Source organism: Paenibacillus sp. SYP-B3998, assembly GCF_010820665.1.
Taxonomy (GTDB): Bacteria; Bacillota; Bacilli; order Paenibacillales; family NBRC-103111; genus Paenibacillus_E.
Genome location: NZ_JAAIKC010000003.1, coordinates 52,547 through 78,869, shown reverse-complemented (window position 1 = coordinate 78,869; position 26,323 = coordinate 52,547). Strand labels below are relative to the sequence as shown.

Here is a 26,323-nt window from a genome sequence, read left to right as displayed (position 1 = left end):
CTAACCCTTTACGCCTGACAATTCGCACAATAAAAACATTTGCGACTGGAGACCTCTTTCTTGATAATCGGATGACCGCAGCGCAAACAGGGTTCACCTTCTCGATCATAAACTCGACACCGCGCATCGAACTGACCTGTTAAAGGATCGCCACTAAACAAAGGCGACTCCATATACCCTCCGTATTGAATAGCTTCAAGCAGTACAGCCCGCATTGCATGGTACAGTCGGTTTAACTCCTCTTCTTGAAGAGAGGGGATTTTACGAATAGGCAGCAAACCCGCAGAGAAACAGATCTCATCTGAATAACAATTGCCAATACCGGAAATAATCGTTTGATCGATCAAAACAACTTTTAAATTACTCTTCTTTCCTTTACACTCCGCCTGAAATCGAGCAAAAGTAAAATGAGCTTCTAGCGGTTCTGGCCCTAACTTACTTAATAAAGCATCTACTTCAGACCCGCTATGCAAATGTAAATAACCTAGACGTAATCCAATAAAATACAAATGCTTAGTTCCATAATGGATAACAACTTGGGTTGTCCGATCTGGCTTCTCTTCCTCTGTCCCATAAAACATCCAGCCACCTAGCATAAGATGCAGCAGCAGAACCTCGTTTGTTGCCAAAAGAAAAAGCAAATGCTTGGCTCTTCGATCTATACGCACAACGCGATTGCCTAACAGCGTTTGAATAAACTGCTCCGGGTCGACATTGAGAGATTTCGGACGATTAACTTCAACTCCTGTAATGGCCATTCCTTGGATTAATGGGGTCAGTTGACGACGATAGGTTTCCATTTCTGGAAGCTCGGGCATATTTCGCTCTCCTTGCCTTTTTCTACCTTGTATGTCCAAAAGAAGGACAAAGTAAACGGCTTAAGAAGACTGTGTACCTATGCTGATCTTCCTCATGTCGCAAGCTTCTATACTAAGCCTTCACTTGCGTATACCGGCTTTAACCGGCTTTTTTTCGGTAGCTTTGGTGCTACTCTTGTACCAAGAAATCTTGCATTCGTTTGCTCTGTTTTCCTCAATTTTTCTTTCAAACGACGGATCCTGCGCTCTAGCGCCTCCTCGGCATCCATATGTTTGCTGTCACTGCGCTGTAGAGCGCGCCGACGCCATAGCTTGGCCCATGCTTCTTCAGCATAAAAAATAGCCTGATGATAGTTTTTCTCCCGATGCTCGTAATACATCGCTAGTTCCAAATAGGGCTCTAATTGCAAGGCAATGCTCGCATTCTTGGCTTCGATCCACCTTTTCCAAAGCACTACTGCACGATCATAAATCCCTTTCTTTTTATAATATGCAGCAAGAAGCAGAACAGCAGACTCTTCGTCAGGATGAGAACATGCTCTTGGCTGTAAAAGTGCTGAGTTTTGATGCTCTGCAAATCGAGACTCATCTGTAAGCCTAGCATAAAGCTTATTTAGAACGTAATCGCCTAAAGCGGACCGATCCATCTTTTCTAGCCAAAGACCCGTGCGGTAAAGCTCTTCTAGCTCCATGTCCGCAAAATTCAGAGCTGCCTCCGACATCGATATCGATACCGTTTCGCCCTGCTCACCAAAAAGGCCACCTAACAGCTTGCCAAAATGAATCGACAATGCCGCTAAAGTCACGATGTCGTGCTCATTATGGATAAAAACTCCCTCCAGCACAGCTGGATCCTTTTCAGCTAAATATTGAAAATAAAGAGCTGGTGCCATGGAACCTGGCACATCCTCCACTCGCTCAAAACCAAGACGGCTCTCTTCGACTTTACTTAATCGACAAGAGGGGAGCGTATTCCTCCACAGACTCCGTGATGGATACAAAAGATCAAGCTGCAGCAGCTTGGAGTCGTCCAACTTGAGTCTATTGAGTACGTATCGGTTTTTGAGAATCGGCCAATCGAACGTACGACCGTTGTATGAAATCAGATGTGTAAAGCGAGTAAGCAGCTCTTGAAGGTAAACAAGCATCGCATGCTCCTCTGCTGGATTACGGATGAAAAGTTGTTCCACTATGAACATCTTACCTGTGTAATAACCGATTCCAACCATGAATGGCACGTTGCCCGCGCCGACGCCGAGACCGGTCGTCTCCGTGTCGAAGAAGAGCAGCTCTTCAAGTCCGACAATAGCATCTTGGATATGAAAACAGCTCAGCTGCTGCGCATAATCGGCTAGCTCTAGCAGCCTATACTTGCCGTGTGTGCTGTCCGCACCGTAAGTCCTGCGGCGCATCACGAATGAGCCAGCTGGGCTCGTTTCCACATGGGCTCCGATCTGCTCCCACTCGCCGCCCCCATCTGGTGCGGGCGGCGCTGCCGCAGAGACCGTCTCTGGCTTGCGGAGACGACCGAGCCTTTCGCGGAGCCCGCTCATCGGGCACCGCCATCGAGCTGCCCAAGCAGCTCCAGCGCGAGCTTCTTACCGAGCAAGCCAACCTCTTCGATCGGCCCAACACAGGCCGGGCAGCCGCTGAGGCAGCCGCAGTCAGCAATCAGACTGCGAGCTTGATCCATAAGCTGTCCGTGTACATCGTACAGCCGATCACTAAGGCCAACGCCGCCTGGGTAGCGGTCGTAAAAGAATACGGTCGGCAGCTTGTTATGTACGGCACGCACTTGTGGGATGACCCGAATATCCATTGGGTCACACATCAAATACAGCGGCGCGAGATGCGCCAGAACATTCGCTATGCCAAGCAGCGCATGCTGCATGTCATTTGCGGATTTACCTGCTGACATCGACTCGTCAAAGGTGAACCAATACGAGCTCGTATGCAGTTCTTCTTCCGGTAATCGAATAGGACCAGAACCTATATTTTCATGCGTTTTTAGACGAATTTTTTTGAAAATTGTAGGCTGGGCATTGACGGTGACCTCGCCAAGTTGACGTAACAATCCACCTGATTGGCCTTCCCGATTAACATGGAGCACCTTAAGCTGAACCGCCATGCTTGCGTCTGTGAAATAGTCCACATTAACTTGCCGCACGTATGCCTTCTTCTCTTCGTAATCTAGTTTCTCCACTTGGAATTGGATGCCTTCATGAATGTAAATCGCTTCTTCATGAATAAGGGTCGGAGCGCTAAACCGATCGCACTCGCCAATAACCCGATGACCATTCGTCATATCGATAATAATGAAATTTTCTTGGGCAGCCGAACGCAAGGAAATGTTATGAGCAGGGAAAGACTGCTCCATCCAATACCAACGGTCCTTCACTTGATGCAGCACTTGTTCCTCCGTTAAATATTCAAGAATATCGGTCAGCTGTTCACCTCCAAACCGCTCATTCGCTTCAAAAGGCAGCTCATACGCCGCACATTTCACATGATCGACAAGAATGATCAAGTTATCTGGATGAATGAGCGCCTGCTCGGGGGGACGCTCGAAAAAATACCGCGGATGCTGAATCAAATATTGATCCAGCGGGTTGCTGCTCGCGACAAGAATCGTCAGCGAGGTCTCCTGCCGCCGTCCGGCACGTCCGGACTGCTGCCAAGTACTGGCTATCGTGCCGGGATAGCCGTTGAGCACGCACGCTTGCAGCTGGCCGATATCGATGCCAAGCTCCAATGCGTTCGTACTAACGACGCCGCGGATTTCCCCGCTGCGTAAGCCCTTCTCGATCTCCCTGCGAAGCTTCGGGAGATAACCGCCGCGGTAGCCGCGGATCGATTTGCTACCCAGCTCGTGGGCCACGAGTTCCTGTAGATAGGTTAGCAAGATCTCCACGCGCACGCGGCTCCGCGCAAAAACAATCGTCTGAATCCCGTTCCGCAACAGAGCGCTTGCCAGCTTACGAGTCTCCAGGACCGAACTCTTACGAATACCGAGCTGTTGGTTCACAACTGGCGGATTATAAAATATGAAGTGCTTCTCGCCCGCTGGCGCTCCGTTATTGTCAATAAGAGTCACGGTTTCGCCTATCAAACGCTCCGCGTGCTCTTTCGGATTATTAATCGTCGCGGAAGCGCAAATAAACTGCGGCGTCGAACCGTAGAAACGACATATCCGCTTCAATCTGCGAATCACATTCGCCACGTGGCTGCCAAAAACACCACGATATGAATGCACTTCATCAATTACGATAAATTTCAAGTTCTCAAACAATTTCACCCATTTCGTATGATGCGGAAGAATCGCGGCATGCAGCATATCCGGGTTCGTCACAACAATATGTCCCGCATTACGAATCGCTTGCCTGACCGTCGGCGGCGTATCACCGTCATACGTATGAGTCTTGATATCGACATCCATAAAGTCGACCATCTCTTGCAGTTCAGCCACCTGATCCTGTGCAAGTGCTTTTGTTGGGAACAAATACAACGCGCGCGAAGCATCGTTTTCAAGAATTTTTTGTAGCACGGGTAGATTATAGCAAAGTGTTTTACCGGAAGCCGTCGGTGTCACCGTTACAACATGCCTGCCTGCAATTACCTCACGAAATGAATCTGCTTGGTGTGTATATAAACGATCAATGTTTTTATGTTCTAATGCAACGCGAATACCCTCATGCAGTCCATCTGGAAAAACAGCCAGTTTGGGATCGCGTGGGGGTATTGTGTGCCAATAGGTAACTTGTGACATGATTTCTGGGGCTTTACGAATCCAGTCAATCATCTCGATGATGGAAGAAAACTTACCTGTTAAAGGATTCATGAGTAGAATCTCCTTACCGCATTGTTTCTTCCATTTTACAGAATATACGTTCGTATGTCTACATGAGATCGGACGAATCATCATAATCGTATCGAATACCGTCATGATCAGCGGTTGCTGTCTTCGTATGCACATTCAGCGCGTGCTTCGCGCTTTCCTGCAGCTTCAACAAAACCTCTCGATAATCCCTTGTTTTTTGTTCTTCTTTCTCATGCAGCATTGCTGTTCGCAAAGCTCTCTCAATAATCACAACATCCTGACTTGTAAAATCCATCGTCTGCTCGCACCTCTTCTCGGTACATCATTTCCTACTCATTAGCTTTACCTATTTAATGGGGAAACATACCATTTTCTCAACAACTAAGCGAATTCGTATTGATTGACAAAATCAGCTAAAATGAAAAGGAGTTAAAATAAAGGAGGAAACCTAGATGACAACATTACCTACAGAGATTGAAAATAATCGCCAACCTGATCACGAAATCAATCCACAATTTCTTACTCGATGGTCACCTCGCTCCTTCAAAGAACAAGAAGTACCTGAGAACGTTCTACTCAGTCTCTTCGAGGCTGCCCGCTGGTCTCCTTCAGGGAGCAATTTACAGCCTTGGCGTTTCATCATCGCTCGGTCGATCGAGGAAAGAGCCAAATTCCATCCATTTATTGCAGCTGGAAATCGCGAATGGTGTGAAAAGGCTCCTGTCCTCGCTGTCCTTGTCTCTCACACGAAAACAGCTAATGGCAACACGAATCCCTCGCATGCGTTTGATGCCGGTACCTCGTGGGGTTATCTTGCCTTAGAAGCAGCCAATCAAGGGCTTATCACACATGCTATGGGCGGTTTCGATCGCCAGCAAGCACGTGAAGCGCTAGGAGTGCCGGAAGACTATGACATTCACGCTGTTATCGCCATTGGCTATCGCGGACCGATTGATGCATTAGCTGATAAATTTCAAGAGCGTGAAGTACCCTCTAATCGTCAACCCTTGGACAGTTTTTTGTTTGCTGCTGAATTTGGGAAAACTTTGAAAAATGAGAAATAAAGAGCATTTCACCCTACAAATATAGACACTTTCAAGTTCATTTAGAACAATTTAATGGTTATGAACTGCTCTTCACAAAACAGGCATTGAAAAAACTGAGAATATTTAATCCAACAAATATCTGAGCCGTTCACTTTTTATGAGGAGCCATTTCATTTGCATGAAGATAAAAATATCCCCGCACCTGTAGGTGTGAGGCTATTTTTATTTTCTCAAACATAAGGTGGGTCCCACGCCTTCTTATCCCAACCCAGCGTATGACTGACTACATTCATGTCCCGGTCCAAAAGCACATTCACGCCAAAAGGCAGCTTCTGCTTATGCCAAAAGCGTACGTCACGCCACTGCACTTCATAGCCATCATGCTTTTCTTTCCAGCACACATGGATACGCTGAGCGAAGTGCAGGAAGGCGCGAACGCCATCCGTAGCTAAAGTCGCCTGTACGATAGGGTGAGTGTCGTGGTGCGTATAATCTGTACGCTTGTATTCTTCTTGGATTTCAATCTTACCGAATTGTATCGTTCCAAGGTAAAAGTCAGATTTTCCTTCCAGCACAAACTGCCAATGAAACCAACTTAAACCTGGAATAAGATGACAGATTCCCTTTTGATTGATATGGAATGACACCCTTTTAACCAAGTGGAACCGTTGAATGAACCGAATAGCGATATAGATGACACTAACACCGTAAATGATGGCAAACATTGCACCAACATGCGCCTGATTGCTTCCCATCCAAACCAGCAACCAGAGCATCACTCCTACTGTATGAATCCCAAATAAAAACGGTTCGTACAGACATAAGGTGTCAAGATGAAACCACTTTTTTGAAAAAGGCCTCAAACATTGAACCCCATACACATTAAACAAGTCTAGAAATACATGGAACACTACAGCGGCAAAAGTCCATAAATAAAGACTTATAAGATGATCCCATACACCGAACAAGGCAGCAAGCGGCAAGCTTAGTACGATGGGCCAAATAAATAAAGCTGGCAACGAATGCGTGATCCCGCGATGAATTCTGACATAGCTCGCATATCCGCGTATACGTGCTAACGTATCGAAATCGGGCGCATGTGAACCTATCAATGTTCCTGCTAATATCGCATGAGCGAGCGCTGGTTCCTGAGCGACAGCCGGTTCCAAACAAGCTAATCCTGCTAGTGTGACTCCGAACAATAAGTGGCTTCCAGTATCCATGAGTCATTCACCTCTCCTTTTGGGCGATGTGTTAGCCAGTAACTTCCGATGCCATTACTATGTTGATCTTTTCCGTTTTGTCGTTCGAATCCTCCTTCTCTTGTGTTCCTTCCCAATGCTCATGTACATTAAACCAATAAAACCATTCCGAGGGATGTGCTTTGATTACCCGCTCAATGAACCCGCTGAGCAGTTGATTGGCTTCCGACCTTTCTGAACGTGTATACTTCTCATACAGAAACATGGGCTGGTTGAATACTAAACGGTGCCGAAAACCTTTGATTCGGTAACCATAGAACGGCACTATAGGTACCCAATTTTCAATCGCCAGCATCGCTGCGCCTTCAGGCATGCGAGTTAGTCTACCAAATAGTCGGGACAGAGGAAAAATCGGCCTCCAGAAATCGCCTAAAATAAAAACAATACCGCCACTTGCAAGATGCTTTTTCAGCGTCCGATATAACTCCAGCGGTGGCGTACTGTCATAGTCAAGACCCTTGCATCCCATCGCTGCAAACCTCATATAGAGCGGTCTAAGCTCAGGACTTCCTGCAGATGCAATTGTTAAACAATCGTATTTACGACTTAAATACCAATAATAATAGAAGAAATTTCCTACATGCGGCGTATACACGATAAATCCATGTCCTTGTGCATGCAGTTCCGCTTGTTTCAAGTGCAACTCCCCTTCTACATCGAAGGTGTTTTCCCCGTTTTTTTCCAAGTGATACGAATGAAAAAGAATCTCATACAACGTCATTGTTAAATTTTGGAAATAGTTAACACTTGTTTTCCTTAGCGATTTTTCCGTTAAATCAGTCAGAGTTTCGCTCAAGTTACGCTCCACACGCCTTCTGACACCTTTGCGAGCTGCCAAGTACAGTATTCTCGCCAATAATAAACAAATAATCCTAATTATCCAGTCTGGAATAAAGCTGAAAGCGCTAGATAAACGTCGAAGCAAACGATCGTTCATTGTCAATTTCGATATCAATTCATACAAAACGATCCCCTCCCTATCTCTTTAAGTATTGAGGAAATGGCGCTTGTATCTGCGCGTCACTCGATCTTTTTGCAAAATAATAAAAAAATCTACGGTCTGAAATAATTCGTCATAGGCTGGATCTCCACCGATTTCAGCGCCTAACCATTGATAGCCTTTCATTAGTGGCGGCAGTTTACGGAACACATCCTTCTCATTGCATTCAATGTCCAGCATCGCAAGTCCTGGAATACGATGGGTCGGCAGCGGACTAACACCAAAACGATCCGTCAATACTTCCTTCTTGCGCAGCATGGTATATATTAAATTAAGATCATCTAAATTGTTCATGTGCACACTGGCACAACCAATTAGATAGGAATAATTACGTTCGCTTATGTATGCAGCGATCCCCTCCCATAGAAGCTGGATTGCTTTACCTCCACGAAACTCAGGAGCAATGCAGCTGCGGCCAAGTTCTAGGGTTTGGCTTTTGTAAGACGCATATCGGGTTAGATCGAATTCCGTTTCTGAGTAAAATCCAATTCCGGTTAAAGCGCGATCACCAGGGAGCAATCGGTATGTGCCAACCACCTGATTCGTATCCAAATCTTTGACGATCAAATGATCGCAATAAGCATCGTAGGCGTCTTTCTCCAAACCTTCTTCGTTTAGCAACCGCATGTTTTTCTCTTCTTCCACAAACACTTCATACCTTAAACGCATAGCCTGTTCAATTTCTTGTGCGGTTGTCGCAATCATGACAGACAGCTTGGCATGCTGCGGCGCCGTATTCAGAAGCGTTTGACTCATCTTCCACACGCCTTTCTAGAGAAACTAGGATTTAATAATTTAAGGTTAACAAAGGATTATTAAGCGATCGTTTTCGTGTTGTAAAGCTTTTGTAATGTTTTTACAATTTTTCAAAAAACAAAGAAACAGAACTCTGTCACAAGCTCTGTTTCCCTAATGATTGATAGCTTAATAAGAATCCACCAATAAATGAAAATTAATTTACGTCCAAGCTGTAGCAGCATACAGCCACTACGGGGAGTCTTTGTAAGCATTTCTGATTTCTTTCAACATCACATAAAAAATGGCGGACATAAACACAGAAAGCAGCACCTCAGCCAGCGAAATTCCCATCAAGTCACCTCTATACGCGTCTCTTTCGGATAGCATATGAGAGGAAAGCTTAATATTTGCCTAAACCACTCAAGAACGAAAAAAGGCCTCTCCAAATAATGGAAAGGCTTTCCCTTTTAGACTTTACGAGGTACTTCGAAGCTCCAAAAATCTTTAGCTACAAAGGTATTCTCATGTAGGTTTCGAGCTTCTTGAAGCAGCAGATCTGTGTCCTCACCTTGGTAACGAGAGCTTATATGTGTCAAGATCAGTGCGTCAGCTCCTGCTTCCTCTGCGGTTCTCGCTGCGTCTACAGAAGTCGCATGATCAAACGAATAGGCAAGCTCCTGCTTGTCCATGGCAAACGTTGCCTCATGCACCAATACGTCAGCGCCTTGGGCTAAGTGCTTTGCCCCATGGCAGTAGCGTGTATCTCCCAGTATAACAACAATCCGGCCTGGAATGGGTGCCCCTAGATAATCGGACCCATGTAGCGTGCGTCCATCTTCTAGTTGTACGCTAAGCCCTTGCTTCAATTGACCATAAATCGGTCCAGCGGGTACACCCAATCCTTTAAGCTTTTCCATTAACAACTTTCCAGGTTGATCCTTCTCCACAATCCGATAGCCAAAACATTCAATTCGATGCTCAAGACGTGCCGTTTCAACGCGGAACGTTTCATCTTCAAATATCAAACCTTCTTCCGTTATCTCTACAATCTGAAGTGTATAGGTCAGATGAGCTCCACTTACCGCTAATGCCGTGTCAATGAAGCTTTTAAGGCCTACAGGTCCATAGACCGTTAGCGGTGTGTCCCCCCCTAAATAAGAGCGACTAGTCAGCAGCCCCGGAAGTCCATATACATGATCGCCATGAAGATGCGTGATAAATAATTTCTCGGTACGCCCGAGCTTTACAGATGAGTGCAAGATTTGCTGCTGCGTGCCTTCTCCGCAATCAAATAACCAGTAAAAGCCCCGCTCATCCAACAAATTCAGCGCAATTGCGGTTACATTGCGTTGTTTAGAGGGCATACCTGCCCCTGTGCCTAGAAAATATAGTTCCACTTCTTTAACTCCAATCTATCTGCAATTGCCATTTCAGGTTCGCATTATTTCACAAAAATGCTAATTCAATTCGGCCGAGAAGTCAAACTCCGACATCCCGAAACAAAAAGCGAGGTACGCTGCTGAACATTGAAGTTCGAGCAGTCAGCCTCGCTTTTACTTTGGATACACAGCTCTCTTACATGCCGCAATTAACCTACGTTAAAATAACGGGCTTCCGGATGAGCGAATACAATGGCGGAAACAGAGGCTTCTGGCTCCATCATCATTGATTCCGTGAGCTCCACACCGATATCCTCCGGCGTCAACAAAGCAAACAATTTCGCTTGATCGTCAAGACTCGGGCAAGCCGGATAACCAAAAGAGAAGCGTTGTCCGATATATTTCGCCCCAAAACGCTCCTGCATTGTCATATCAGGCCGATCTGGAATGCCGATCACATCACGCATGATATGGTGAACCCGCTCTGCAAATCCTTCAGCCACTTCAAGTGCGGTCGATTGCAAGGCATGTGATTTCAGGTAATCGCCTTTGTCGCGCCATTCTTTGGCAAGATCGTTAATACCGTGCCCAGCGGTTACAAGCAGGAACCCAACGTAGTCCATCTGCCCACTTTCCACAGATTTTAGATAATCAGCTAAACAGAGATACGGCTCTTTATCCTGCCGCGGGAAGGTGAAAGTTTCAACCACTTTCGTATGATCCGCTGGATCATATACAATCACATTGTCACCGCTTGATTGCGCAGGGAAGAAACGGTACATGCCGTGCGCCTTTATTATGCCTTCCTTTTGGGCGGCATACAAAATGGAATCCACTGTATCTTTAAGCTGCATCGCTTTCGCATCTTTATCGCCTAGCAGTTGTTCCACCTTACCCTTCAAGCCAAGGTGATGACCCAACAACATCTGCATGTTGACATAAGGCATCAAATGACTGATTGGATAATCACGCAGTACATGGCGTTCTAAATCCTGCGGAACATTCACAGGCAGTTCTTTATTTACTGACGATGATTTCACACGGGTGAGCTTCGGCATGAGCTCTTCTTTCTTGCCAGCATCCATAACATCGGACTCTTTGCTCTCTCTCAATTCCTGAATGAGACGCTTACGCTGCTCTGGGTCACTAAGCTTATTAGCGATATCCAGCCCATCCATTGCATCTTTGGCATACAACACAACACCCTCATATTCCGGCTGGATGCGCGTCTTTGTAAATTTACGGGTAAGCGCTGCGCCACCGACCATAATAGGCACATCGACGCCAGCGGTACGTAAATCCTGTGCTGTGATAACCATCTGCTGTGCGGATTTCACAAGTAGACCAGATAAGCCAATTGCATCAGGCTTCTCTCTCCGATAAGCTTCAATAATTTGCTCTGGCGGTACTTTAATCCCTAAATTTACAATCTTATAGCCATTATTTGAAAGTATAATTTCGACTAGATTTTTCCCAATATCATGCACGTCGCCTTTGACCGTCGCCAAAATAATTTTCCCTTTAACCGCGGTTTCTGACTTCTCCATAAAAGGTTCAAGATAAGTAACGGATGCCTTCATTACCTCAGCGCTTTGCAGCACTTCCGCGACGATCAACTCATTGTTATTAAAAAGCCTTCCCACTTCCTCCATCCCCTTCATCAGAGGACCGTTGATCACTTCAAGCGGCGAATACTTTTGTAGCGCAATCTCTAAATCGGGGATAAGTCCTTCTTTCGTTCCTTCTACGACATAAGAACCAAGCCTTTCCTCCAAGGAAAGGTTCGATATTTTTTCCTTCTTCTCAACCTTTTTCTCCCTGAAATGTGCAACGAATTCCGCCAATGTTTGATCGTTCGTATTGTAAATCAATTCTTCGGCAAGCTTGCGCTCTGTTTCTGGGATCGAAGCGTAACGCTCAAGCTTTTCCGTGTTAACGATTGCGTAATCTAAACCAGCCTTCGTACAATGGTACAAATATACCGAGTTCAATACTTCACGACCAGCATCTGGTAAACCAAAGGAAATATTACTTAACCCCAGGATCGTTTTAGCCGTAGGATACTTCTCTTTGATCATGCGAATGCCTTCTATCGTTTCTACTGCGGAACCAATATATTGGGGATCACCTGAACCAACCGGGAACATATTCGGATCAAAAATAATATCTTCCGGGTTCATCCCGTATTTCTGTGTCAAAAGTTCATAGGAACGCGTCGCTACTTCAATTTTCGCTTCACGAGATACGGCCTGCCCGCGCTCATCGATGAGAATACAAACTACAGCAGCTCCATAACGATGAATCAGCGGTAGAATACCCTCAAATTTCGTTTCTCCATCCTCCAAATTGATGGAGTTGATGATCGCTTTACCTTGTGAATATTTCAAGCCTAACTCGATGATGTGGTCATAGGTGGAATCAATCATGAGTGGCACTTTAACTTTCTTCACGACTTCCTGCATAAACTCCTCAATCGCATAGGCTTCGTCAATATCTGTATCTTGCAAGTTGATATCAATGACGTGAGCACCATTTTTCACCTGATTACGCGCGATTTCAGAGCCTTCTTCAAACTTACCTTCTTTAATTAAACGTTTGAATTTCCGGGAACCGGAAATATTTGTCCGTTCTCCGACCATGATAGGTCGATTTTCAGGTTCAATAAAGACGGTTTCAATACCGGAAACGGCAGGTGGATGGGTTCCGTATTGCGTTCTTGGCTTATATTGACCTAATGTTTCAGCCATGGCACGAATATGATCCGGCGTCGTCCCACAGCAGCCTCCGGCAATGTTGAGCCAACCTTGCTCGGCGAATCCTGCCATTTTCTTGGCTAGTGATTCTGGCGACTCATGGTAATGTCCATTCTCATCCGGCAGCCCGGCATTGGGGTAACAACTTATCGCTGTTTGCGCAATCCCAGAAAGTGTACGAATATGATCCCGCATGAACTCTGGCCCTGTTGCACAATTCAATCCTATGGATATAGGCTCCAAATGTTCCAATGAAATATAGAACGATTCGATATTTTGTCCGGCCAGCGTTGTACCCATGGGCTCAATCGTTCCAGAAATCATAATCGGCAGCTTCACACCGGTTGTCTCAAACGCTCTACGAATCCCGATGCTACCCGCTTTCACGTTGAGCGTATCTTGCGAAGTCTCAAGCAGCATGGCATCAACACCAGCTTCTACTAGCGCCAAAGCCTGTTGGTAATAGCTTTCCTCGAGTTCTTCAAAGGTTACGCCTCCAGTTACCGATAACGTCTTGGTTGTAGGTCCCATCGCACCGACAACATACCTGGGCCATTCTGGCGTTGAATATTTGTTAGCTGCTTCTATTGCTAATTTCGCTGCCGCTAAATTCAACTCACGATGACGATCCTGCAAATCATACTCCGCCAACACGACGCTAGTCGTTCCAAATGTATTTGTTTCTACCATATCCGCGCCTGCCGCGAAATAAGCTTCATGTATTTTACGAATGACATCCGGCCGGGTAACACAAAGAATCTCGTTACAACCGTCGAGATCATCCCCTCCGAAATCGTCAGCGGTTAAATCCTCCTGTTGAATCATTGTGCCCATGGCGCCGTCGAGGATCATAATTTTTTTCTTTAACTGCTCTTGAATCGGTATTTTGATCATTTCGTGACTCCCTTTCAACTTGGCGTAAAGCAGAAATAAACCCGTTTTATCGACAAAATATATTAAGAATTATTCTAACAGAATACTGCTTCTATGAAAAGAATTTGAATTATATATTTTTCCCATTGGATATATCGGAATTATTTATCCATATCCATCGACATCCAGCTTCATTTCCACTATAATACAAGTATATTTACATAGAAAGAGGGATGGAACATGGCACAAATCCGAATTCGCAACACAAACGAGCGCATTGAAGGCGAAGACCAGGTCAAAGCCTTCTTGGATAGTCAAAATGTTGTCTACGAACACTGGGAGCCTACCAAGCTACCTGAGGCACTTCGCGAAAAATTCATTCTAAGCGATGAAGAAAAAGCGCAAATCATCAGCACCTACGAAGAAGAAATTCGCGATCTTGCTGCACGAAGAGGTTATGAGATCTGGGACGTTATTTCTCTATCTGACTCTACGCCTAAGATCGAAGAATTGCTCACTAAATTCGAGCAAGTGCATACACACACGGAAGATGAAATTCGCGCGATCGTATCCGGCAAAGGTATTTTCATTATTAAATCCGAAGGTGAAGTTGGATACTTCGATGTTGAGTTAGAGCCAGGAGATGTTATTTCCGTTCCTGAAAACACGAACCATTTCTTCACACTGATGGACAATCGTCAAATTGTAGCTGTTCGCCTCTTTATCGAAAAAGACGGTTGGGTCGCTTATAACATTGATGATCCGGAATTTATTAAAGCATAGCATATTATAAAAAAAGCCCAACGTCTCAGGAACAAAGATCCTGAAAATTCGTTGGGCTTTTTGGTACTAACGTTGTTTAGCCATTTGCGATAATTGGCAAAATTTCTTGTAAACGTGAAACTTCAAAGGCAGGAACAATTTCATCTCCACCCGTAAGTCCATGATGATTAATCCAAATATTACGCATACCGACGCGGTTTGAACCCAGTATATCCGTAGTCAGCTTGTCCCCAATCATCATGCCCTCATGAGGCTCGATGTTCAACAGCCCCATCGCGTGATGAAATATGGAAACAGCTGGTTTGCCTTCACCGAATTCCCCAGAGATAATAATATGATCAAAGTAATCTGCAATTTGAGGAACACCAGCCAGCTTCTCTTTTTGCAAATCAGGAGAACCGTTTGTTAGGAGCAAGAGCTTATAGCTGCCTTTTAGAGAATCCAGCACTCGAAATGTTTCTTCATAGACAAGTGGACGGCTTCTGCGTTCCTTAGGAAATAATTCACCCAGCATATAACCGAGCTCACGATTCTCAATGCCTAACGCTCGCAGTCCGCGTGTCCAAGCTTCTGTACGATACCCTGGCGCTAGCTTCTCTAACTTGCGGAAATTCTCTTTGTCTCCTTGTGTGAAGTTCGCCCACAGCCCTTCAAAAGGGTTAATTCCGATCATTTTGGTAAACGGAAACGTTTCAAATGATTCATACAATGCACGGGCTTCTTGTCGAACAGCCCTCTCCAAAGCACTTGGTTCCACCTCTACTAGTTTGGCGGCTTCAGCGCAAGTAGCTTCGAATGCTTCCTTCACACTACGATCATCCCATAATAGCGTATCATCTAAATCAAAAAGCACGGCCTTCACTGTCATCATTCATTTCCCCTTTTGAATGCGCTGTTTCTATATTAAAACTAGCTCTCTTCGTCAGCAAACTTAATGGAATCAAGTTGAATTTTCAGATTACCACGAAATGCTTCAATGTATTTTTTTCTCAGCTCGTTGCGCTCATCAATTTCCTCATCCGTAAGTCCTACCGTTTTTGCCTTACGTGCAAGCTCATTGATCCGTTCAATATGTTGATCTATGCTGTCGCTCATGAGTATCCTCCCTGTTAAAAATCAGTATGACTATTACTTTGCCATCCCCTTAAAAGAATGTCAAGAAAGGAACCAAAAAGAAGCACGGGAACACCCCCGTGCTTCTAACATCGGCAGAAATATGCAGCAACAGCTAGCGATTAAGGGAGTAGTAACACCTGACCCTCTTGAAGCACGCTAGAGCTTAATCGATTGAAATTATACATTTGATCAATGTAAGCGCGAATATTCCCGCCTTTATCCAGATGCGTGGATGCGATTCTCCATAACGTATCTCCACGCTGAACAACAACACGCTCATATGTCTTCACTGTCAATGAGACGTCCACCTTGGAGGTAGTAATGGAACTCCCTTCTCCTGCGTAGGCCTGAACTATGGCTCCGAAAGAGAAAACAGCACCAAGAATGACAACTAACATAAAAAAACCAAACAATCTTTTTGCAAGCTTCGAGTTGAGTTTCATCCGGTTTGATGTGTGTAGTGATCTATGAGGTGTCGTTGATGTCGTTGTGTGAGAATAGGCTATATACATGAATAATCAACCTCCAAACATTTGTTCTGTTTTTAGAATAACACGAACACATGTTTGAGTCAATCTATTTCTCGAACTTATGTTTGTACGAACTCCGGTTCTATGGTATACTTTGGCTAATGATTACCATAATTGGAGTGATAACAATTGAGCAAAATTTCACAGCGACAACAGGCAATATTGGACTTCATTAAGAATGAAGTGAAAGATAAGGGATATCCTCCTTCTGTAAGAGAAATCGGCGAAGCTGTTGGACTAGCTTCCAGTTCTACAGTACATGGGCATTTGGAGCGTTTAGAAAAGAAGGGTTTAATTCGTCGCGATCCTACAAAGCCTCGGGCGATAGAAATCTTAGGCTTGGATGGCAGCGAAAGCAATTTCGCACACTCTGTTGCTCGTGTGCCATTGATTGGTAAAGTAACAGCAGGTGTACCAATCACTGCAACAGAGAACATTGAAGATTACTTCCCTCTTCCATCTCATTTAGTAGGCGACAACAACGTATTTATGCTCAGTGTTATGGGAGATAGTATGATTGACGCTGGTATCCACAACGGTGACTACGTTATTGTTAAACAACAGCAGACAGCTAATAACGGTGATATCGTCGTTGCAATGACTGAGGATGATGAAGCTACCGTGAAACGGTTCTATAAGGAACGCGATCATATTCGTCTACAACCAGAAAATTCTGCTTTACAACCGATTCTTCTGAAACATGTTACAATTCTCGGTCGCGTTATTGGTTTATTCCGCGATATGTAAACCGCCCTTTTTCTCCTTACAATAAATCTGTATAACAAAGGCCACTTCGGCATTAGTCGAAGTGGCCTTTGTTATCTCTCCAGATATAACCTTATTTCATAAAGCAGCTTTATCCACATTCATACGCACATCAGGCGCAACTCCGGAACTACAAAAAGCTTCAAAACAATAACGCCCAATTCCCTTTACGGAAAACAGGTTCAACGTCACCATTACTTAACACACCATCAATTTCAAGATCAGCAGATCCCATCATAAAATCAACATGAATAAGGGAAGTGTTACCTCCGCGCTCATCCAACTCCTCCTTAGACAGCTTCGCTCCATTTGCTATGTTAATGGGGTAACAGCTTCCCAAGGCAAGGTGGCAGGAAGCATTTTCATCAATGCCTGTGTTATAAAAGATACGATTCATATTGGAAATCGGTGAGTCAACCGGCACAAGCGCAACTTCACCCAAATAACGGCTCCCAGCATCCATATTCATTAGACTTTCCAAATGCTCGTAACCCACTTCAGCTGTATAATCAATCACTCGACCATTTTCAAATACAAACGAGAACTTATCTACAATCGCACCGTTTACATTCAAAGGTTTCGTACAGGCAACCGTACCATTGACACCCGTTTTCTTCGGCATTGTAAATACTTCCTCTGTAGGCATATTGGCTACGAAACGGATTCCTTGCTCATTGCCTTTGTCCCCGCCTAGCCAAATATGCCCTTCCGGCAACTCAATACGCAAATTCGTTCCTGGTGCACGGTATTGGAGTGCAGTATACTTTTTAGCGTTCAAGACTTCTCGCATCCGCTGCAACTGCTTGATATGTATCCGCCATGCTGCCACCGGGTCTTCCTCATAAATCCGATTCATACGGAAAATTGCATCCCACATGGCATCCATTCGCTGTTCTTCAGGAAAATCAGCGAACACCTTCGATGCCCATGCTTGCGTCGGAGCCTTAATCAGACACCAGCTAAATTTACTTGTCCGAACATATTGTTGATATGTTTTACGAGCTGTAGCCGCTGCCTTCGAAGCTCTTGATATCATACTAGCATCAATACCTTTGTAAAGATCAGGGTCAGGAACCTTAATATTCAATAATGCTCCTCCGTTTTCCACGAATCGCTCCAACATGCTTGTGTACCAGTCTGGATAATAATCAATCGCCTCATCCACCGCATATTCAAAACGGCTGCGAGTAATCAGATCATCCTGCCAATGCACCTGAACGAAGCTAGCTCCAGCCTCATAAGCTTTCTTGACAATTAATCTAGTTAATTCAAGTGACTCCATGGGAGATTCTATCATCAAATCTTGTCCTTTTTGAAGATTAACCCCAATGCGAATAACAAGCTCTGCATATTTTTCCAAATTAGTCGTAAATGCGTCCATTTGCCCTCTCTCCTCGTGTGAAAAAGCCCACTAGCATAGGATTCCTCATCCTAAAAAGCTAACGGGCTCATCTTATCTAGTTGTAGCTGTAAGATTAGTAAAGCGTCAGATACTGATCTTTTTTTCCATTGGTGAACTTGTGTACGGTTAATATTCCTTCATTAATATATCATATTATTTCTTAGCAAAATAGCTTAGAATCAACGTTTTTTATTATTTTCGCTTTCAAACTTTAAATTCAAAAAAAAACCTAGATATTAGTAAAAGTACTTATTTCAGATTATATATGCTTAATGTCGAATGGTCTACGAATTAATGGAAATATAGGTAGACAAGCATGGAAGATAGTGGTAAAATTTTCGTGGTTTTACAAAGGGGTGAATTAAGTGTTAATTGGGCTACTGGCTTTTGCTCTCGTCATAGTTGTAATTCGTAGTATCATTAGAAAAGTAAATAGAGATAAAGAATCTAGACCAGTAATAAAACTTTTTACACCCATTACATTTTATATGTATTTCCCGGTGTCTTTTCTGTGCTGTGCATGGGCATTCTATCAAGCTGGTGAGGAAAATGAAGGTGCAGCAGGATATGGAATTCTTCCAGGTTCATTTTTTATCGTAGGTCCTCTTGGCTCAGTAATAATTTCCACAATCATTATTTATTCGATTGATAGAATAAAATACAAATACAAAAACGAGACAAAAGAACTGCTAAAAAATTTAAGAGAAAATCAATAGACAAGTTTAGAAGATCAATGAATTATAATCTTGTACTGGAAGCACTGGGCAATGTAAAAGCCCTGAAGGAAAGCGTCCCCTTGAGCTTTTATGGATTTTGAAGCTTATTATCATATTTTTAGGGGTGTCGCTAAATGATGGGTCCAGATATAAAAAGTGTTTCCCCATGAAAAATATTAGAAGCCTATGTTTGCTTTAAAGGAATTACTGGAGTCATAATAAAAACTGTTTTCAACCACATCAACGCTATGAGTTGATCCAGAATCATATTTATTAAACTACTGAGTTAAAATTGGACATTTTATGAGAAGATTATACGTGTAAATTGCAATTCTACACTACAAAGATTTGAATCATTCTTACAGTCTATATATTGAAGTATGTTCAAATCACTTGTACTTCCTGTATCTGTCATATATTATGGAAAGAGAGTTAAGGTCTATAACAGATAAGAGGAGAGATAACATGAAGAAAACTATAGTTTCTATTGTCGGGTTTTCTATGATTTTCGGCGCAGCAGGTGGCGTTTACGCAGGAGCTAATTTGCAAGAAATTAAGGCTTATCTAAACAATGATATCAGCGTCAAAGTAAACGGAAAATCTGTTCAATTGCTAGATGCTCAAGGTAATGTTGTTACTCCAATTACATACGATGGAAGTACTTATTTACCAGCCAGAGCAATTGCAAATTCACTTAATGTTGCAGTAGATTACGATGCAGCAGCAAACAGCGTTTTATTTGGCGAAAAAGTCGAAGGTACTCCTGTTAATGCTGCTCAAACTTTTTATCAAGCTATTAAAGACCCGAATCTAACCAAATATAAAAACAAGGATTATGGGGAAGTAATTAAGGATACAGAGAATTCAGGATCGAATTTCACATTAGAGCCGAAGGGTAAGTATCAAAAACTTTATTTACAAGTTGCTGCTATTGGTTCAGAGGTTGCAATAAAAATTCAAGACAAAAACAGCGTTTTGCTTAAACAAGACACAGTGAAGATAGAAGACGGATTAAAAACAATCGAAGTCAATGTAGCTGGACTAAATGAAGTTACTGTTTTTTATTCATATGAAAATAACGACAAATCAGGTGTTTTTGTTCCTTTAACTACTTCCTACTATAAGTAACATGACAATAAACAACTAAATTTATGTGAATTCAAAACCAACTAAATAAGCTCTTATGGATCAAGACTTATTCTGTATCTTGACCATAAGAGCTTTTTTCTTATATTAGTTAAAGCGACACTTTGGGGAGTCCGCAACCAACTTATTTTAGAATTTGTGGGCAGTTTGTGGGCACTCCCTTTGCCTAATCCTAAATACTGTAACGCCCCCAAATGAAAAATCCCTCAGCGCTTACAGCGCCAAGGGATTCATGAATTAGTAAAGCGTTAAATACTGATCTCTTTCCCATTGGTGAACTTGTGTGCGGTACATATCCCACTCAATTTCTTTGAGTTCGTAGAAATGAGCCAAAGCATGTTCGCCTAAGGTGTCGCAAATAACTTCGTCTCGAATCAATTCTTCTAATGCTTGTTTCAGATCAAGAGGTAAGCTAGGAATACCTTGCTCTTCTCTTTCCTCTTCGGACATCACGTAGATGTTACGATCTGTTGGAGCTGGAAGCTGCATTTTATTCTTGATGCCATCTAATCCAGCGGCAAGCATAACTGCCAGAGCTAGGTAAGGATTCGCAGCCGGATCAGGGTTACGAACTTCAACGCGTGTGCTCAATCCGCGGGATGCCGGGATACGGATCATTGGGCTTCGATTGCTAGCAGACCATGCGACATAACATGGGGCTTCATAACCAGGAACAAGACGTTTGTACGAATTCACTGTCGGGTTAGTAATCGCAGCAAAGGAACGCGCATGACGCAAAACACCTGCCATGTAATGTCTAGCAATATTACTCAAACCTAACTTATCGCTTTCATCGTAGAATGCGTTCTCTTCTTCTTTGAATAGTGATTGATGACAGTGCATACCTGAACCGTTCATACCAAACAGCGGCTTCGGCATGAATGTCGCATGCAGACCATGCTGTCTGGCAACCGTTTTAACAACGAGCTTAAACGTTTGAATTTGGTCTGCCGCTTTAATCGCATCTGCGTATTTAAAGTCAATCTCATGTTGACCTGGCGCTACCTCGTGGTGTGACGCTTCAATTTCGAAGCCCATCTCTTCCAACGTTAACACGATATCACGACGGCAGTTTTCCCCTAGATCCATAGGCGCTAAGTCAAAATAACCGCCTTGGTCGTTAAGTTCAGTAGTTGGATTACCTTTCTCATCCGTTTTGAACAAGAAGAACTCTGGTTCTGGGCCTACGTTCATCGATGAGTAACCCATTTCTTCTGCTTGTTTCAACGCTTTTTTCAAAATGCCCCGCGGATCCCCAGGAAACGGTCTTCCATCAGGAAGGTAGATATCACAGATTAAACGAGCTACTTTGCTCTGCGTTACCCACGGGAAAATGACCCATGTATCTAAATCAGGATACAGATACATGTCTGATTCTTCGATACGCACATAACCTTCAATGGAGGAACCATCAAACATCATTTTATTATCAAGCGCCTTCTCTAGTTGACTGAAAGGGATTTCAACATTTTTGATGCTTCCCATCAAATCCGTGAACTGCAGTCGGATGAAACGAACGTTTTCCTCTTTGGCAATGCGTAGAATATCTTCCTTGCTATAATTGTTATGACCCACGAACATTCTCCTCTCGATTAAAAACGCTTTTTAATGAAAAAATCGGGACAGCTCACCTTGAATGAGCGATACCTGGCCTGGCCGCTTGCCTCCGCCAATCAATTGTTGTTTCAACATTTTGTGCAATTGAGAATCGGTAAGCTCTTTGCGCTTGACCTCCGTATGCTCATTAAGAATCGTAGCATCCTCCGAATCTTTATCCACCGGCAAGAGCACCTGCTTAATACCCGCTATATTTACGCCTTTTTCAATTAGATCCTTGATTTCGAGCAATCTCTCTACATCATTAAACGAATATAACCGCTGATTACCTGCGGTTCTTGCTGGAATAATAAGTTCGTGTTGTTCATAATAACGAATTTGTCTTGCTGTTAGATCCGTCAGTTTCATTACAATTCCAATCGGGAATAAGGCCATATTTCTGCGTATATCATCACTCATGCTTATCACTCCTGGTCAGTAAGTACCTACTTCTTATTGTACCTTCGTTACAAAAACGTGTCAAGGAGTGTCAGGTTTGTTTACAGTCCCTTTTTCTTCAGATTAATCCTTTGTCTTCCATATGTTGTATGGCTGTAAGAACTCCCAATTTACAGTGAGAATAGGTTAATCCGCCTTGCATATAGGCTATGTAAGGCTCACGGATAGGTGCATCGGCAGACAATTCCAGGCTGCCGCCTTGAATGAACGTCCCAGCAGCCATAATAACTGGATGTTCATAGCCAGGCATGTCCCAAGGCTCTGGCACGACGTGTGAGTCCACAGCAGCCGCCTTCTGGATGCCTTGTACGAACGTGATCAAGTGCTCCGCTGAGGTAAAGCGGATCGCTTGAATCAAATCCGTCCGCGTCTCTTGCCAGCGAGGATGGCTCTCGAATCCTAGCTCTTCGAACACTGCCGCGGCGAAGACGGAGCCCTTGACGGCTTGCCCCACCAAATGCGGGGCAAGGAACAGCCCTTGGAACATGGCTCGCGTTGCGCCGAGCATAGCCCCAACTTCGCCCCCAATACCGGGGGCGGTCAGCCGGTAGGCAGCGAGCTCGACGAGGTCGCGTCGCCCGGCGATGTAACCTCCGGATGGGGCAATGCCCCCACCTGGATTCTTAATGAGCGAGCCTGCCATGAGATCAACGCCAACCTCCGTGGGCTCCCGTGTCTCGGTGAACTCGCCATAGCAGTTATCAACGAAGACGATGACGTCTGGGTTCACTTCCTTCACGAATCGAACCATCTCACCGATTTGTTCGATTGTAAACGACGGACGCCAAGAGTAGCCTCTCGATCGTTGAATGCCGATCACCTTCGTGTTCGGCTGGATCGCTGACGTGATGGCTGACCAGTCGGGCGCTCCTTCTGGCGTCAAGGCAACCTCGTTATACGCGATGCCCCAATCCTGCAACGATCCGCTGCCATCCCCCGGCTTGCCGATCACCTTATGAAGCGTGTCATAAGGCTTACCCGTTATGTAAAGTAGATGTTCACCTGGACGCAGCACACCGAACAAAGCTGTGCTGATCGTGTGTGTACCTGATACAAAGTGAGGGCGAACAAGCGCTGCTTCCGCACCCAATGCATCGGCATAGACCAAATCAAGCACCTCTCTGCCACGATCATTGTATCCATAACCGGTTGATGAAGCGAAGTGATAATCGCTAACTTTATGCTTCTGAAAAGCATCTATAACTTTCCATTGATTGAGATCAATGGTTTTCTCGATTTGTCTATAGGCGCTCTCCGCCGTACGTTCGGCGCTTTCCATGAGCGCCATGACTTTTTCCCCAAATTGCATGATTAGTAAATCTCTCCCTCGCTATCCTGTGCATCTTGCTGAACGAGTTGTTGATCGTATGCGGCCAGCAGATATCCCATTTTCTCATAATCATCTTTATTAACGCGAACTTTGAAGAGCATATCTTCCCCGTCCACTTCATTCTCCAATACATCGCCGATTCGATACACTAGCGAAATCATATCGCCCTTTTCAGCCGGAATACGGAACAGCTTACTTTCCCCCATTAATTTTTCCTGAATGGCAAGACGCAAGCTTTCCAAATCCTCTTGGGTGTAAGCACTAATTTTGAGAAAATCACCTTCAGTAGAAAGCATTTCTTTCTCTTGCTGAGAGATCAGATCGATTTTGTTGAATACAGTCAGCTGCTCTTTCTGGTGAGCGCCAAGCTGTTCTAAAACTTCCGATACGACTCGCATTTGCTCGCTTCGCATATCCGTTGAGCTGTCCACAACATGTAGAATCAGATCAGCCTCATTAGCCTCTTCTAATGTCGCGCGGAAAGATGCGACCAAATCATGAGGCAGGTTCTGAATGAAGCCTACAGTGTCCGTCAGCACGATCTCCTTGCCACTAGGCAGCTCCATCGTCCGCGATGTGGGATCTAGCGTTGCAAACAATTGATTTTCGATATATACGTCAGCCTGTGTCAGTTGCTTAAGCAGCGTAGATTTACCTGCGTTCGTATAACCAACGAGAGCCACCTGGAAGACACCCGTCTTTTTGCGGCGCTCTCGATGCAAGGTGCGATGACGCACCACTTCCTCCAAATGTGCCTTCAATTCGTCGATCCTACCACGAATGTGTCTGCGATCGGTCTCAAGTTTTGATTCACCAGGGCCTCTAGTCCCGATCCCCCCGCCAAGTCGTGAAAGGTTTTTCCCTTGCCCTGATAGCCTTGGTAATAGGTAGCTTAACTGTGCTAGCTCCACTTGAATAATACCCTCACGTGTTTTGGCCCGCTGCGCAAAAATATCCAAGATCAATTGCGTTCGATCGATAATTTTCACATCAAGGGCCGCTTCTAAATTGCGAACCTGCGCACCGGATAATTCCTGATCGAAAATAGCCGTATTACCGCCTAACTCATCGATACGCAGTTTAAGCTCTTCCACCTTGCCCTTACCAATAAACCATTTCGTGTCTTTAGACTCCTTGTTCTGAGTCATTGTTTCGAGTACTTCAACGCCAGCTGTTTCTGCTAGCTTAACAAGCTCTTGAAGTGAATATTCAGCCAATTTTTCATTCTTCTTCTGTTTCTGTGTGATCAGACTGACAAGAATTGCACGGTCTTGAATTTCGCTTTCTACATTATGTGAAGTTGTTTTCATCTAATTTCTCCTTTGTTCATAACGCTCCATGATTGGGCTTAACCCACCATCATTGTGTAGGAAAAACAAGGGAAAGTCAATTTGCTCAGCAGGAAAATTCGATTATAGCAATGTCACTTATGTACATACTAAAAAACCGAAGGACCTGTGTCCCTCGGTTCAGAATAAACATTTTTAAGCAAACAAACTTTGGCCCAAATACGACCCTTTTGCAGTAACACCTGGCAGGACAGCAAAATATCCTCCACCTGTAGTAACGGTATATTGGAGCATTTGATCTGGCATTTTAGGATTCGTTAACCTCTTTTGAATCGACTCAAACTGAGTTTGAAGATTTCGATTAAAGCATACGAACAAGAGTCCCGCATTCATTCGCCCAACCGGATCGAGATTTTCCATAAAATTATAACCACGGCGTAGTATACGTTCCCGTTCTGAAGACTCACCCATTCGTGGATTCGATAGACGGATGTGTGAATCTAGTGCAGTTTTGTCCCCATTGGCATCGCCTGAAAAATTCGGTTGATCGAATTCTTTACTGCCATCCAAGGGCGCACCCGATACTTTTTGGCGGCCAATAATGGTTTCCTGCTCGGTAAATGTTTGCTGATCCCACGTTTCGATCGTCATATTAATACGGCGAACAACCATATAGCTCCCGCCTGCAAGCCATGACGCCCCGTCATTTGCTTCAATCCAAACATTATTGTTCATAAATTTCTCATCAGTCAGGGCTGGATTATTCGTTCCATCCTTGAAACCGAACAAATTCCTTTTGGTTCCCTCCGATTTAATCCCAAGCTGACCTGTCTGCTGCCAACGTAAATGAGCAATACCTCTTGCAGCCTTAGATAAATTGCGAATCGCGTGAAAACAGATCATTGGATCATCTGCGCAGGCCTGTACGACAATATCACCGTGCGTAAGTTGATGTTGTAAGGAGTCGGAGTGAAATATCGGCATTTCTGTTAAGCCTGACGGTTTACGAGAACGAAGACCAAATCGATCAACACCGCCCTTCTCAAACAAACTCGCACCCACTGCAAACGTGATGGTAAGTTTACCTGTGTTCAATCCCATCTGTTCTCCCGTATCCACAGGAGGGAATTTGGCAGTCTGCGGCTCAGCGGCAAGAGGTTTTCCCTCCATAAGTAGAGCCGCGGCCTCTGTCCAATCCCTAAATAGTTGCTGTAGTTCCTTAACATCCTCTGTTGTTACATCAAATGCAGCCACATTCGCAAAATTTTGCTGAGGGGTAACTACACCGGATTGATGGGCTCCATAAAAGGAAATCGTCTCATTTGCAGAAGCTGCTGGTGCATCCGGTTGATTCTTGGAATCAACAGGCACCGCTTGTTGCGATTTCCCAATCAAATCACCCAGTACAATCCCTGCAGCCCCTGCTGCTGTCATTCCCAAAAATGCGCGACGATTCATTTTGTCTCCCATGCTGAGTTTCCCCTTTCTCTTTTTGATTGCCTATT

General features: G+C 44.3%; 23 protein-coding genes. 5 read left to right on the top strand and 18 right to left on the bottom strand.

Annotation, left to right across the window (positions count from 1 at the left end; all coding sequences use genetic code 11):
* Positions 1-8 precede the first annotated feature (8 nt).
* From mutM to GK047_RS10665, 4 genes are all read right to left on the bottom strand, one after another.
* Positions 9-818 carry a bifunctional DNA-formamidopyrimidine glycosylase/DNA-(apurinic or apyrimidinic site) lyase gene (gene mutM, locus GK047_RS10680; RefSeq protein WP_163945569.1) on the bottom strand — a complete coding sequence of 270 codons (810 nt, stop codon included), beginning with the start codon at positions 816-818 and terminating at the stop codon, positions 9-11.
* Between the two features lie 107 nt (positions 819-925).
* Positions 926-2,371, bottom strand: coding sequence for a ribonuclease H-like domain-containing protein (locus GK047_RS10675; protein ID WP_163945566.1), 1,446 nt, complete (start codon positions 2,369-2,371; stop codon positions 926-928).
* Entirely contained in the window at positions 2,368-4,656 is a 2,289-nt protein-coding gene (locus tag GK047_RS10670; RefSeq protein WP_163945563.1) for a DEAD/DEAH box helicase, read from the bottom strand. The genes GK047_RS10675 and GK047_RS10670 overlap by 4 nt, the downstream gene beginning before the upstream one ends.
* 58 nt (positions 4,657-4,714) lie before the next feature.
* Entirely contained in the window at positions 4,715-4,930 is a 216-nt protein-coding gene (locus GK047_RS10665) for a hypothetical protein (protein WP_163945561.1), read from the bottom strand.
* A 157-nt stretch (positions 4,931-5,087) separates the two neighbouring features.
* On the opposite strand from GK047_RS10665, the gene GK047_RS10660 reads away from it, so the two are divergent.
* The gene (locus tag GK047_RS10660) at positions 5,088-5,699 is read left to right on the top strand and encodes a nitroreductase family protein (RefSeq protein WP_163945558.1); all 612 of its coding nucleotides are present in this window, start codon (positions 5,088-5,090) and stop codon (positions 5,697-5,699) included.
* 212 nt (positions 5,700-5,911) lie between these two features.
* On the opposite strand, the gene GK047_RS10655 is transcribed toward GK047_RS10660, so the two are convergent.
* The 5 genes from GK047_RS10655 to metH form a co-directional block, all read right to left on the bottom strand.
* A complete protein-coding gene (locus tag GK047_RS10655; protein WP_163945555.1) occupies positions 5,912-6,904 on the bottom strand; it encodes a metal-dependent hydrolase in 993 nt (330 codons plus the stop codon).
* 31 nt (positions 6,905-6,935) lie between these two features.
* Complete coding sequence (locus GK047_RS10650; protein ID WP_163945552.1) at positions 6,936-7,907, bottom strand: lysophospholipid acyltransferase family protein; 972 nt, start codon at positions 7,905-7,907, stop codon at positions 6,936-6,938.
* A 21-nt stretch (positions 7,908-7,928) separates the two neighbouring features.
* The gene (locus tag GK047_RS10645) at positions 7,929-8,699 is read right to left on the bottom strand and encodes a GNAT family N-acetyltransferase (protein ID WP_163945549.1); all 771 of its coding nucleotides are present in this window, start codon (positions 8,697-8,699) and stop codon (positions 7,929-7,931) included.
* 449 nt (positions 8,700-9,148) lie between these two features.
* Entirely contained in the window at positions 9,149-10,078 is a 930-nt protein-coding gene (rnz, locus tag GK047_RS10640) for a ribonuclease Z (protein ID WP_163945547.1), read from the bottom strand.
* A gap of 191 nt (positions 10,079-10,269) precedes the next feature.
* The gene (gene metH / locus GK047_RS10635) at positions 10,270-13,707 is read right to left on the bottom strand and encodes a methionine synthase (RefSeq protein ID WP_163945544.1); all 3,438 of its coding nucleotides are present in this window, start codon (positions 13,705-13,707) and stop codon (positions 10,270-10,272) included.
* Between the two features lie 219 nt (positions 13,708-13,926).
* On the opposite strand from metH, the gene GK047_RS10630 reads away from it, so the two are divergent.
* Complete coding sequence (locus tag GK047_RS10630; RefSeq protein WP_163945540.1) at positions 13,927-14,469, top strand: 1,2-dihydroxy-3-keto-5-methylthiopentene dioxygenase; 543 nt, start codon at positions 13,927-13,929, stop codon at positions 14,467-14,469.
* A 76-nt stretch (positions 14,470-14,545) separates the two neighbouring features.
* Here the strand turns inward: GK047_RS10630 and GK047_RS10625 are convergent, their stop codons facing one another.
* The 3 genes from GK047_RS10625 to GK047_RS10615 all read right to left on the bottom strand — a co-directional run bounded on the left by GK047_RS10625 (position 14,546) and on the right by GK047_RS10615 (position 15,983).
* Complete coding sequence (locus tag GK047_RS10625) at positions 14,546-15,337, bottom strand: HAD family hydrolase (RefSeq protein ID WP_163946706.1); 792 nt, start codon at positions 15,335-15,337, stop codon at positions 14,546-14,548.
* 41 nt (positions 15,338-15,378) lie between these two features.
* Positions 15,379-15,564: a DUF896 domain-containing protein gene (locus GK047_RS10620; protein WP_163945538.1), complete on the bottom strand. Its 186-nt coding sequence runs from the start codon at positions 15,562-15,564 to the stop codon at positions 15,379-15,381.
* Positions 15,565-15,704: 140 nt separating this feature from the next.
* The gene (locus GK047_RS10615; protein WP_163945535.1) at positions 15,705-15,983 is read right to left on the bottom strand and encodes a LysM peptidoglycan-binding domain-containing protein; all 279 of its coding nucleotides are present in this window, start codon (positions 15,981-15,983) and stop codon (positions 15,705-15,707) included.
* A 261-nt stretch (positions 15,984-16,244) separates the two neighbouring features.
* Here GK047_RS10615 and lexA point away from each other — a divergent pair, with 261 nt between their 5' ends.
* Positions 16,245-16,862: a transcriptional repressor LexA gene (gene lexA / locus GK047_RS10610; protein ID WP_163945532.1), complete on the top strand. Its 618-nt coding sequence runs from the start codon at positions 16,245-16,247 to the stop codon at positions 16,860-16,862.
* Positions 16,863-17,022: 160 nt separating this feature from the next.
* Here lexA and GK047_RS10605 read toward each other — a convergent pair whose 3' ends face one another.
* On the bottom strand, positions 17,023-18,261 hold the full coding sequence (locus GK047_RS10605; RefSeq protein WP_163945529.1) for an aminopeptidase: 1,239 nt from the start codon (positions 18,259-18,261) through the stop codon (positions 17,023-17,025).
* A 386-nt stretch (positions 18,262-18,647) separates the two neighbouring features.
* On the opposite strand from GK047_RS10605, the gene GK047_RS10600 reads away from it, so the two are divergent.
* Together GK047_RS10600 and GK047_RS10595 are read left to right on the top strand one after the other, a co-directional pair.
* The gene (locus GK047_RS10600) at positions 18,648-18,998 is read left to right on the top strand and encodes a hypothetical protein (protein ID WP_163945526.1); all 351 of its coding nucleotides are present in this window, start codon (positions 18,648-18,650) and stop codon (positions 18,996-18,998) included.
* Positions 18,999-19,463: 465 nt separating this feature from the next.
* Positions 19,464-20,126 (top strand): stalk domain-containing protein, encoded by a 663-nt coding sequence (locus GK047_RS10595; protein ID WP_163945524.1) that lies wholly within the window; start codon positions 19,464-19,466, stop codon positions 20,124-20,126.
* 255 nt (positions 20,127-20,381) lie between these two features.
* Here the strand turns inward: GK047_RS10595 and glnA are convergent, their stop codons facing one another.
* The 5 genes from glnA to efeB form a co-directional block, all read right to left on the bottom strand.
* The gene (glnA, locus tag GK047_RS10590; RefSeq protein ID WP_481855982.1) at positions 20,382-21,719 is read right to left on the bottom strand and encodes a type I glutamate--ammonia ligase; all 1,338 of its coding nucleotides are present in this window, start codon (positions 21,717-21,719) and stop codon (positions 20,382-20,384) included.
* A gap of 30 nt (positions 21,720-21,749) precedes the next feature.
* On the bottom strand, positions 21,750-22,160 hold the full coding sequence (locus GK047_RS10585) for a MerR family transcriptional regulator (protein ID WP_163945519.1): 411 nt from the start codon (positions 22,158-22,160) through the stop codon (positions 21,750-21,752).
* A gap of 97 nt (positions 22,161-22,257) precedes the next feature.
* On the bottom strand, positions 22,258-23,508 hold the full coding sequence (locus GK047_RS10580) for a methionine gamma-lyase family protein (protein ID WP_163945516.1): 1,251 nt from the start codon (positions 23,506-23,508) through the stop codon (positions 22,258-22,260).
* A gap of 2 nt (positions 23,509-23,510) precedes the next feature.
* Positions 23,511-24,839 carry a GTPase HflX gene (gene hflX / locus GK047_RS10575; RefSeq protein WP_163945513.1) on the bottom strand — a complete coding sequence of 443 codons (1,329 nt, stop codon included), beginning with the start codon at positions 24,837-24,839 and terminating at the stop codon, positions 23,511-23,513.
* Between the two features lie 174 nt (positions 24,840-25,013).
* On the bottom strand, positions 25,014-26,288 hold the full coding sequence (efeB, locus tag GK047_RS10570) for an iron uptake transporter deferrochelatase/peroxidase subunit (protein WP_163945510.1): 1,275 nt from the start codon (positions 26,286-26,288) through the stop codon (positions 25,014-25,016).
* Positions 26,289-26,323: the final 35 nt, after the last annotated feature.

What these genes read in the sequence shown, in the direction of transcription:
- GK047_RS10645 (WP_163945549.1), bottom strand. Translation starts at nt 8,699, where the DNA reads ATGAGTCAAACGCTTCTGAATACGGCGCCGCAGCATGCCAAGCTGTCT.
- GK047_RS10660 (WP_163945558.1), top strand. Translation starts at nt 5,088, where the DNA reads ATGACAACATTACCTACAGAGATTGAAAATAATCGCCAACCTGATCAC.
- GK047_RS10670 (WP_163945563.1), bottom strand. Translation starts at nt 4,656, where the DNA reads ATGAATCCTTTAACAGGTAAGTTTTCTTCCATCATCGAGATGATTGAC.
- GK047_RS10625 (WP_163946706.1), bottom strand. Translation starts at nt 15,337, where the DNA reads ATGACAGTGAAGGCCGTGCTTTTTGATTTAGATGATACGCTATTATGG.
- GK047_RS10615 (WP_163945535.1), bottom strand. Translation starts at nt 15,983, where the DNA reads ATGTTAGTTGTCATTCTTGGTGCTGTTTTCTCTTTCGGAGCCATAGTT.
- GK047_RS10675 (WP_163945566.1), bottom strand. Translation starts at nt 2,371, where the DNA reads ATGAGCGGGCTCCGCGAAAGGCTCGGTCGTCTCCGCAAGCCAGAGACG.
- metH (WP_163945544.1), bottom strand. Translation starts at nt 13,707, where the DNA reads ATGATCAAAATACCGATTCAAGAGCAGTTAAAGAAAAAAATTATGATC.
- GK047_RS10595 (WP_163945524.1), top strand. Translation starts at nt 19,464, where the DNA reads ATGAAGAAAACTATAGTTTCTATTGTCGGGTTTTCTATGATTTTCGGC.
- GK047_RS10665 (WP_163945561.1), bottom strand. Translation starts at nt 4,930, where the DNA reads ATGGATTTTACAAGTCAGGATGTTGTGATTATTGAGAGAGCTTTGCGA.
- GK047_RS10605 (WP_163945529.1), bottom strand. Translation starts at nt 18,261, where the DNA reads ATGGACGCATTTACGACTAATTTGGAAAAATATGCAGAGCTTGTTATT.
- GK047_RS10585 (WP_163945519.1), bottom strand. Translation starts at nt 22,160, where the DNA reads ATGAGTGATGATATACGCAGAAATATGGCCTTATTCCCGATTGGAATT.
- mutM (WP_163945569.1), bottom strand. Translation starts at nt 818, where the DNA reads ATGCCCGAGCTTCCAGAAATGGAAACCTATCGTCGTCAACTGACCCCA.
- GK047_RS10655 (WP_163945555.1), bottom strand. Translation starts at nt 6,904, where the DNA reads ATGGATACTGGAAGCCACTTATTGTTCGGAGTCACACTAGCAGGATTA.
- efeB (WP_163945510.1), bottom strand. Translation starts at nt 26,288, where the DNA reads ATGGGAGACAAAATGAATCGTCGCGCATTTTTGGGAATGACAGCAGCA.
- hflX (WP_163945513.1), bottom strand. Translation starts at nt 24,839, where the DNA reads ATGAAAACAACTTCACATAATGTAGAAAGCGAAATTCAAGACCGTGCA.
- GK047_RS10630 (WP_163945540.1), top strand. Translation starts at nt 13,927, where the DNA reads ATGGCACAAATCCGAATTCGCAACACAAACGAGCGCATTGAAGGCGAA.
- GK047_RS10620 (WP_163945538.1), bottom strand. Translation starts at nt 15,564, where the DNA reads ATGAGCGACAGCATAGATCAACATATTGAACGGATCAATGAGCTTGCA.
- GK047_RS10580 (WP_163945516.1), bottom strand. Translation starts at nt 23,508, where the DNA reads ATGCAATTTGGGGAAAAAGTCATGGCGCTCATGGAAAGCGCCGAACGT.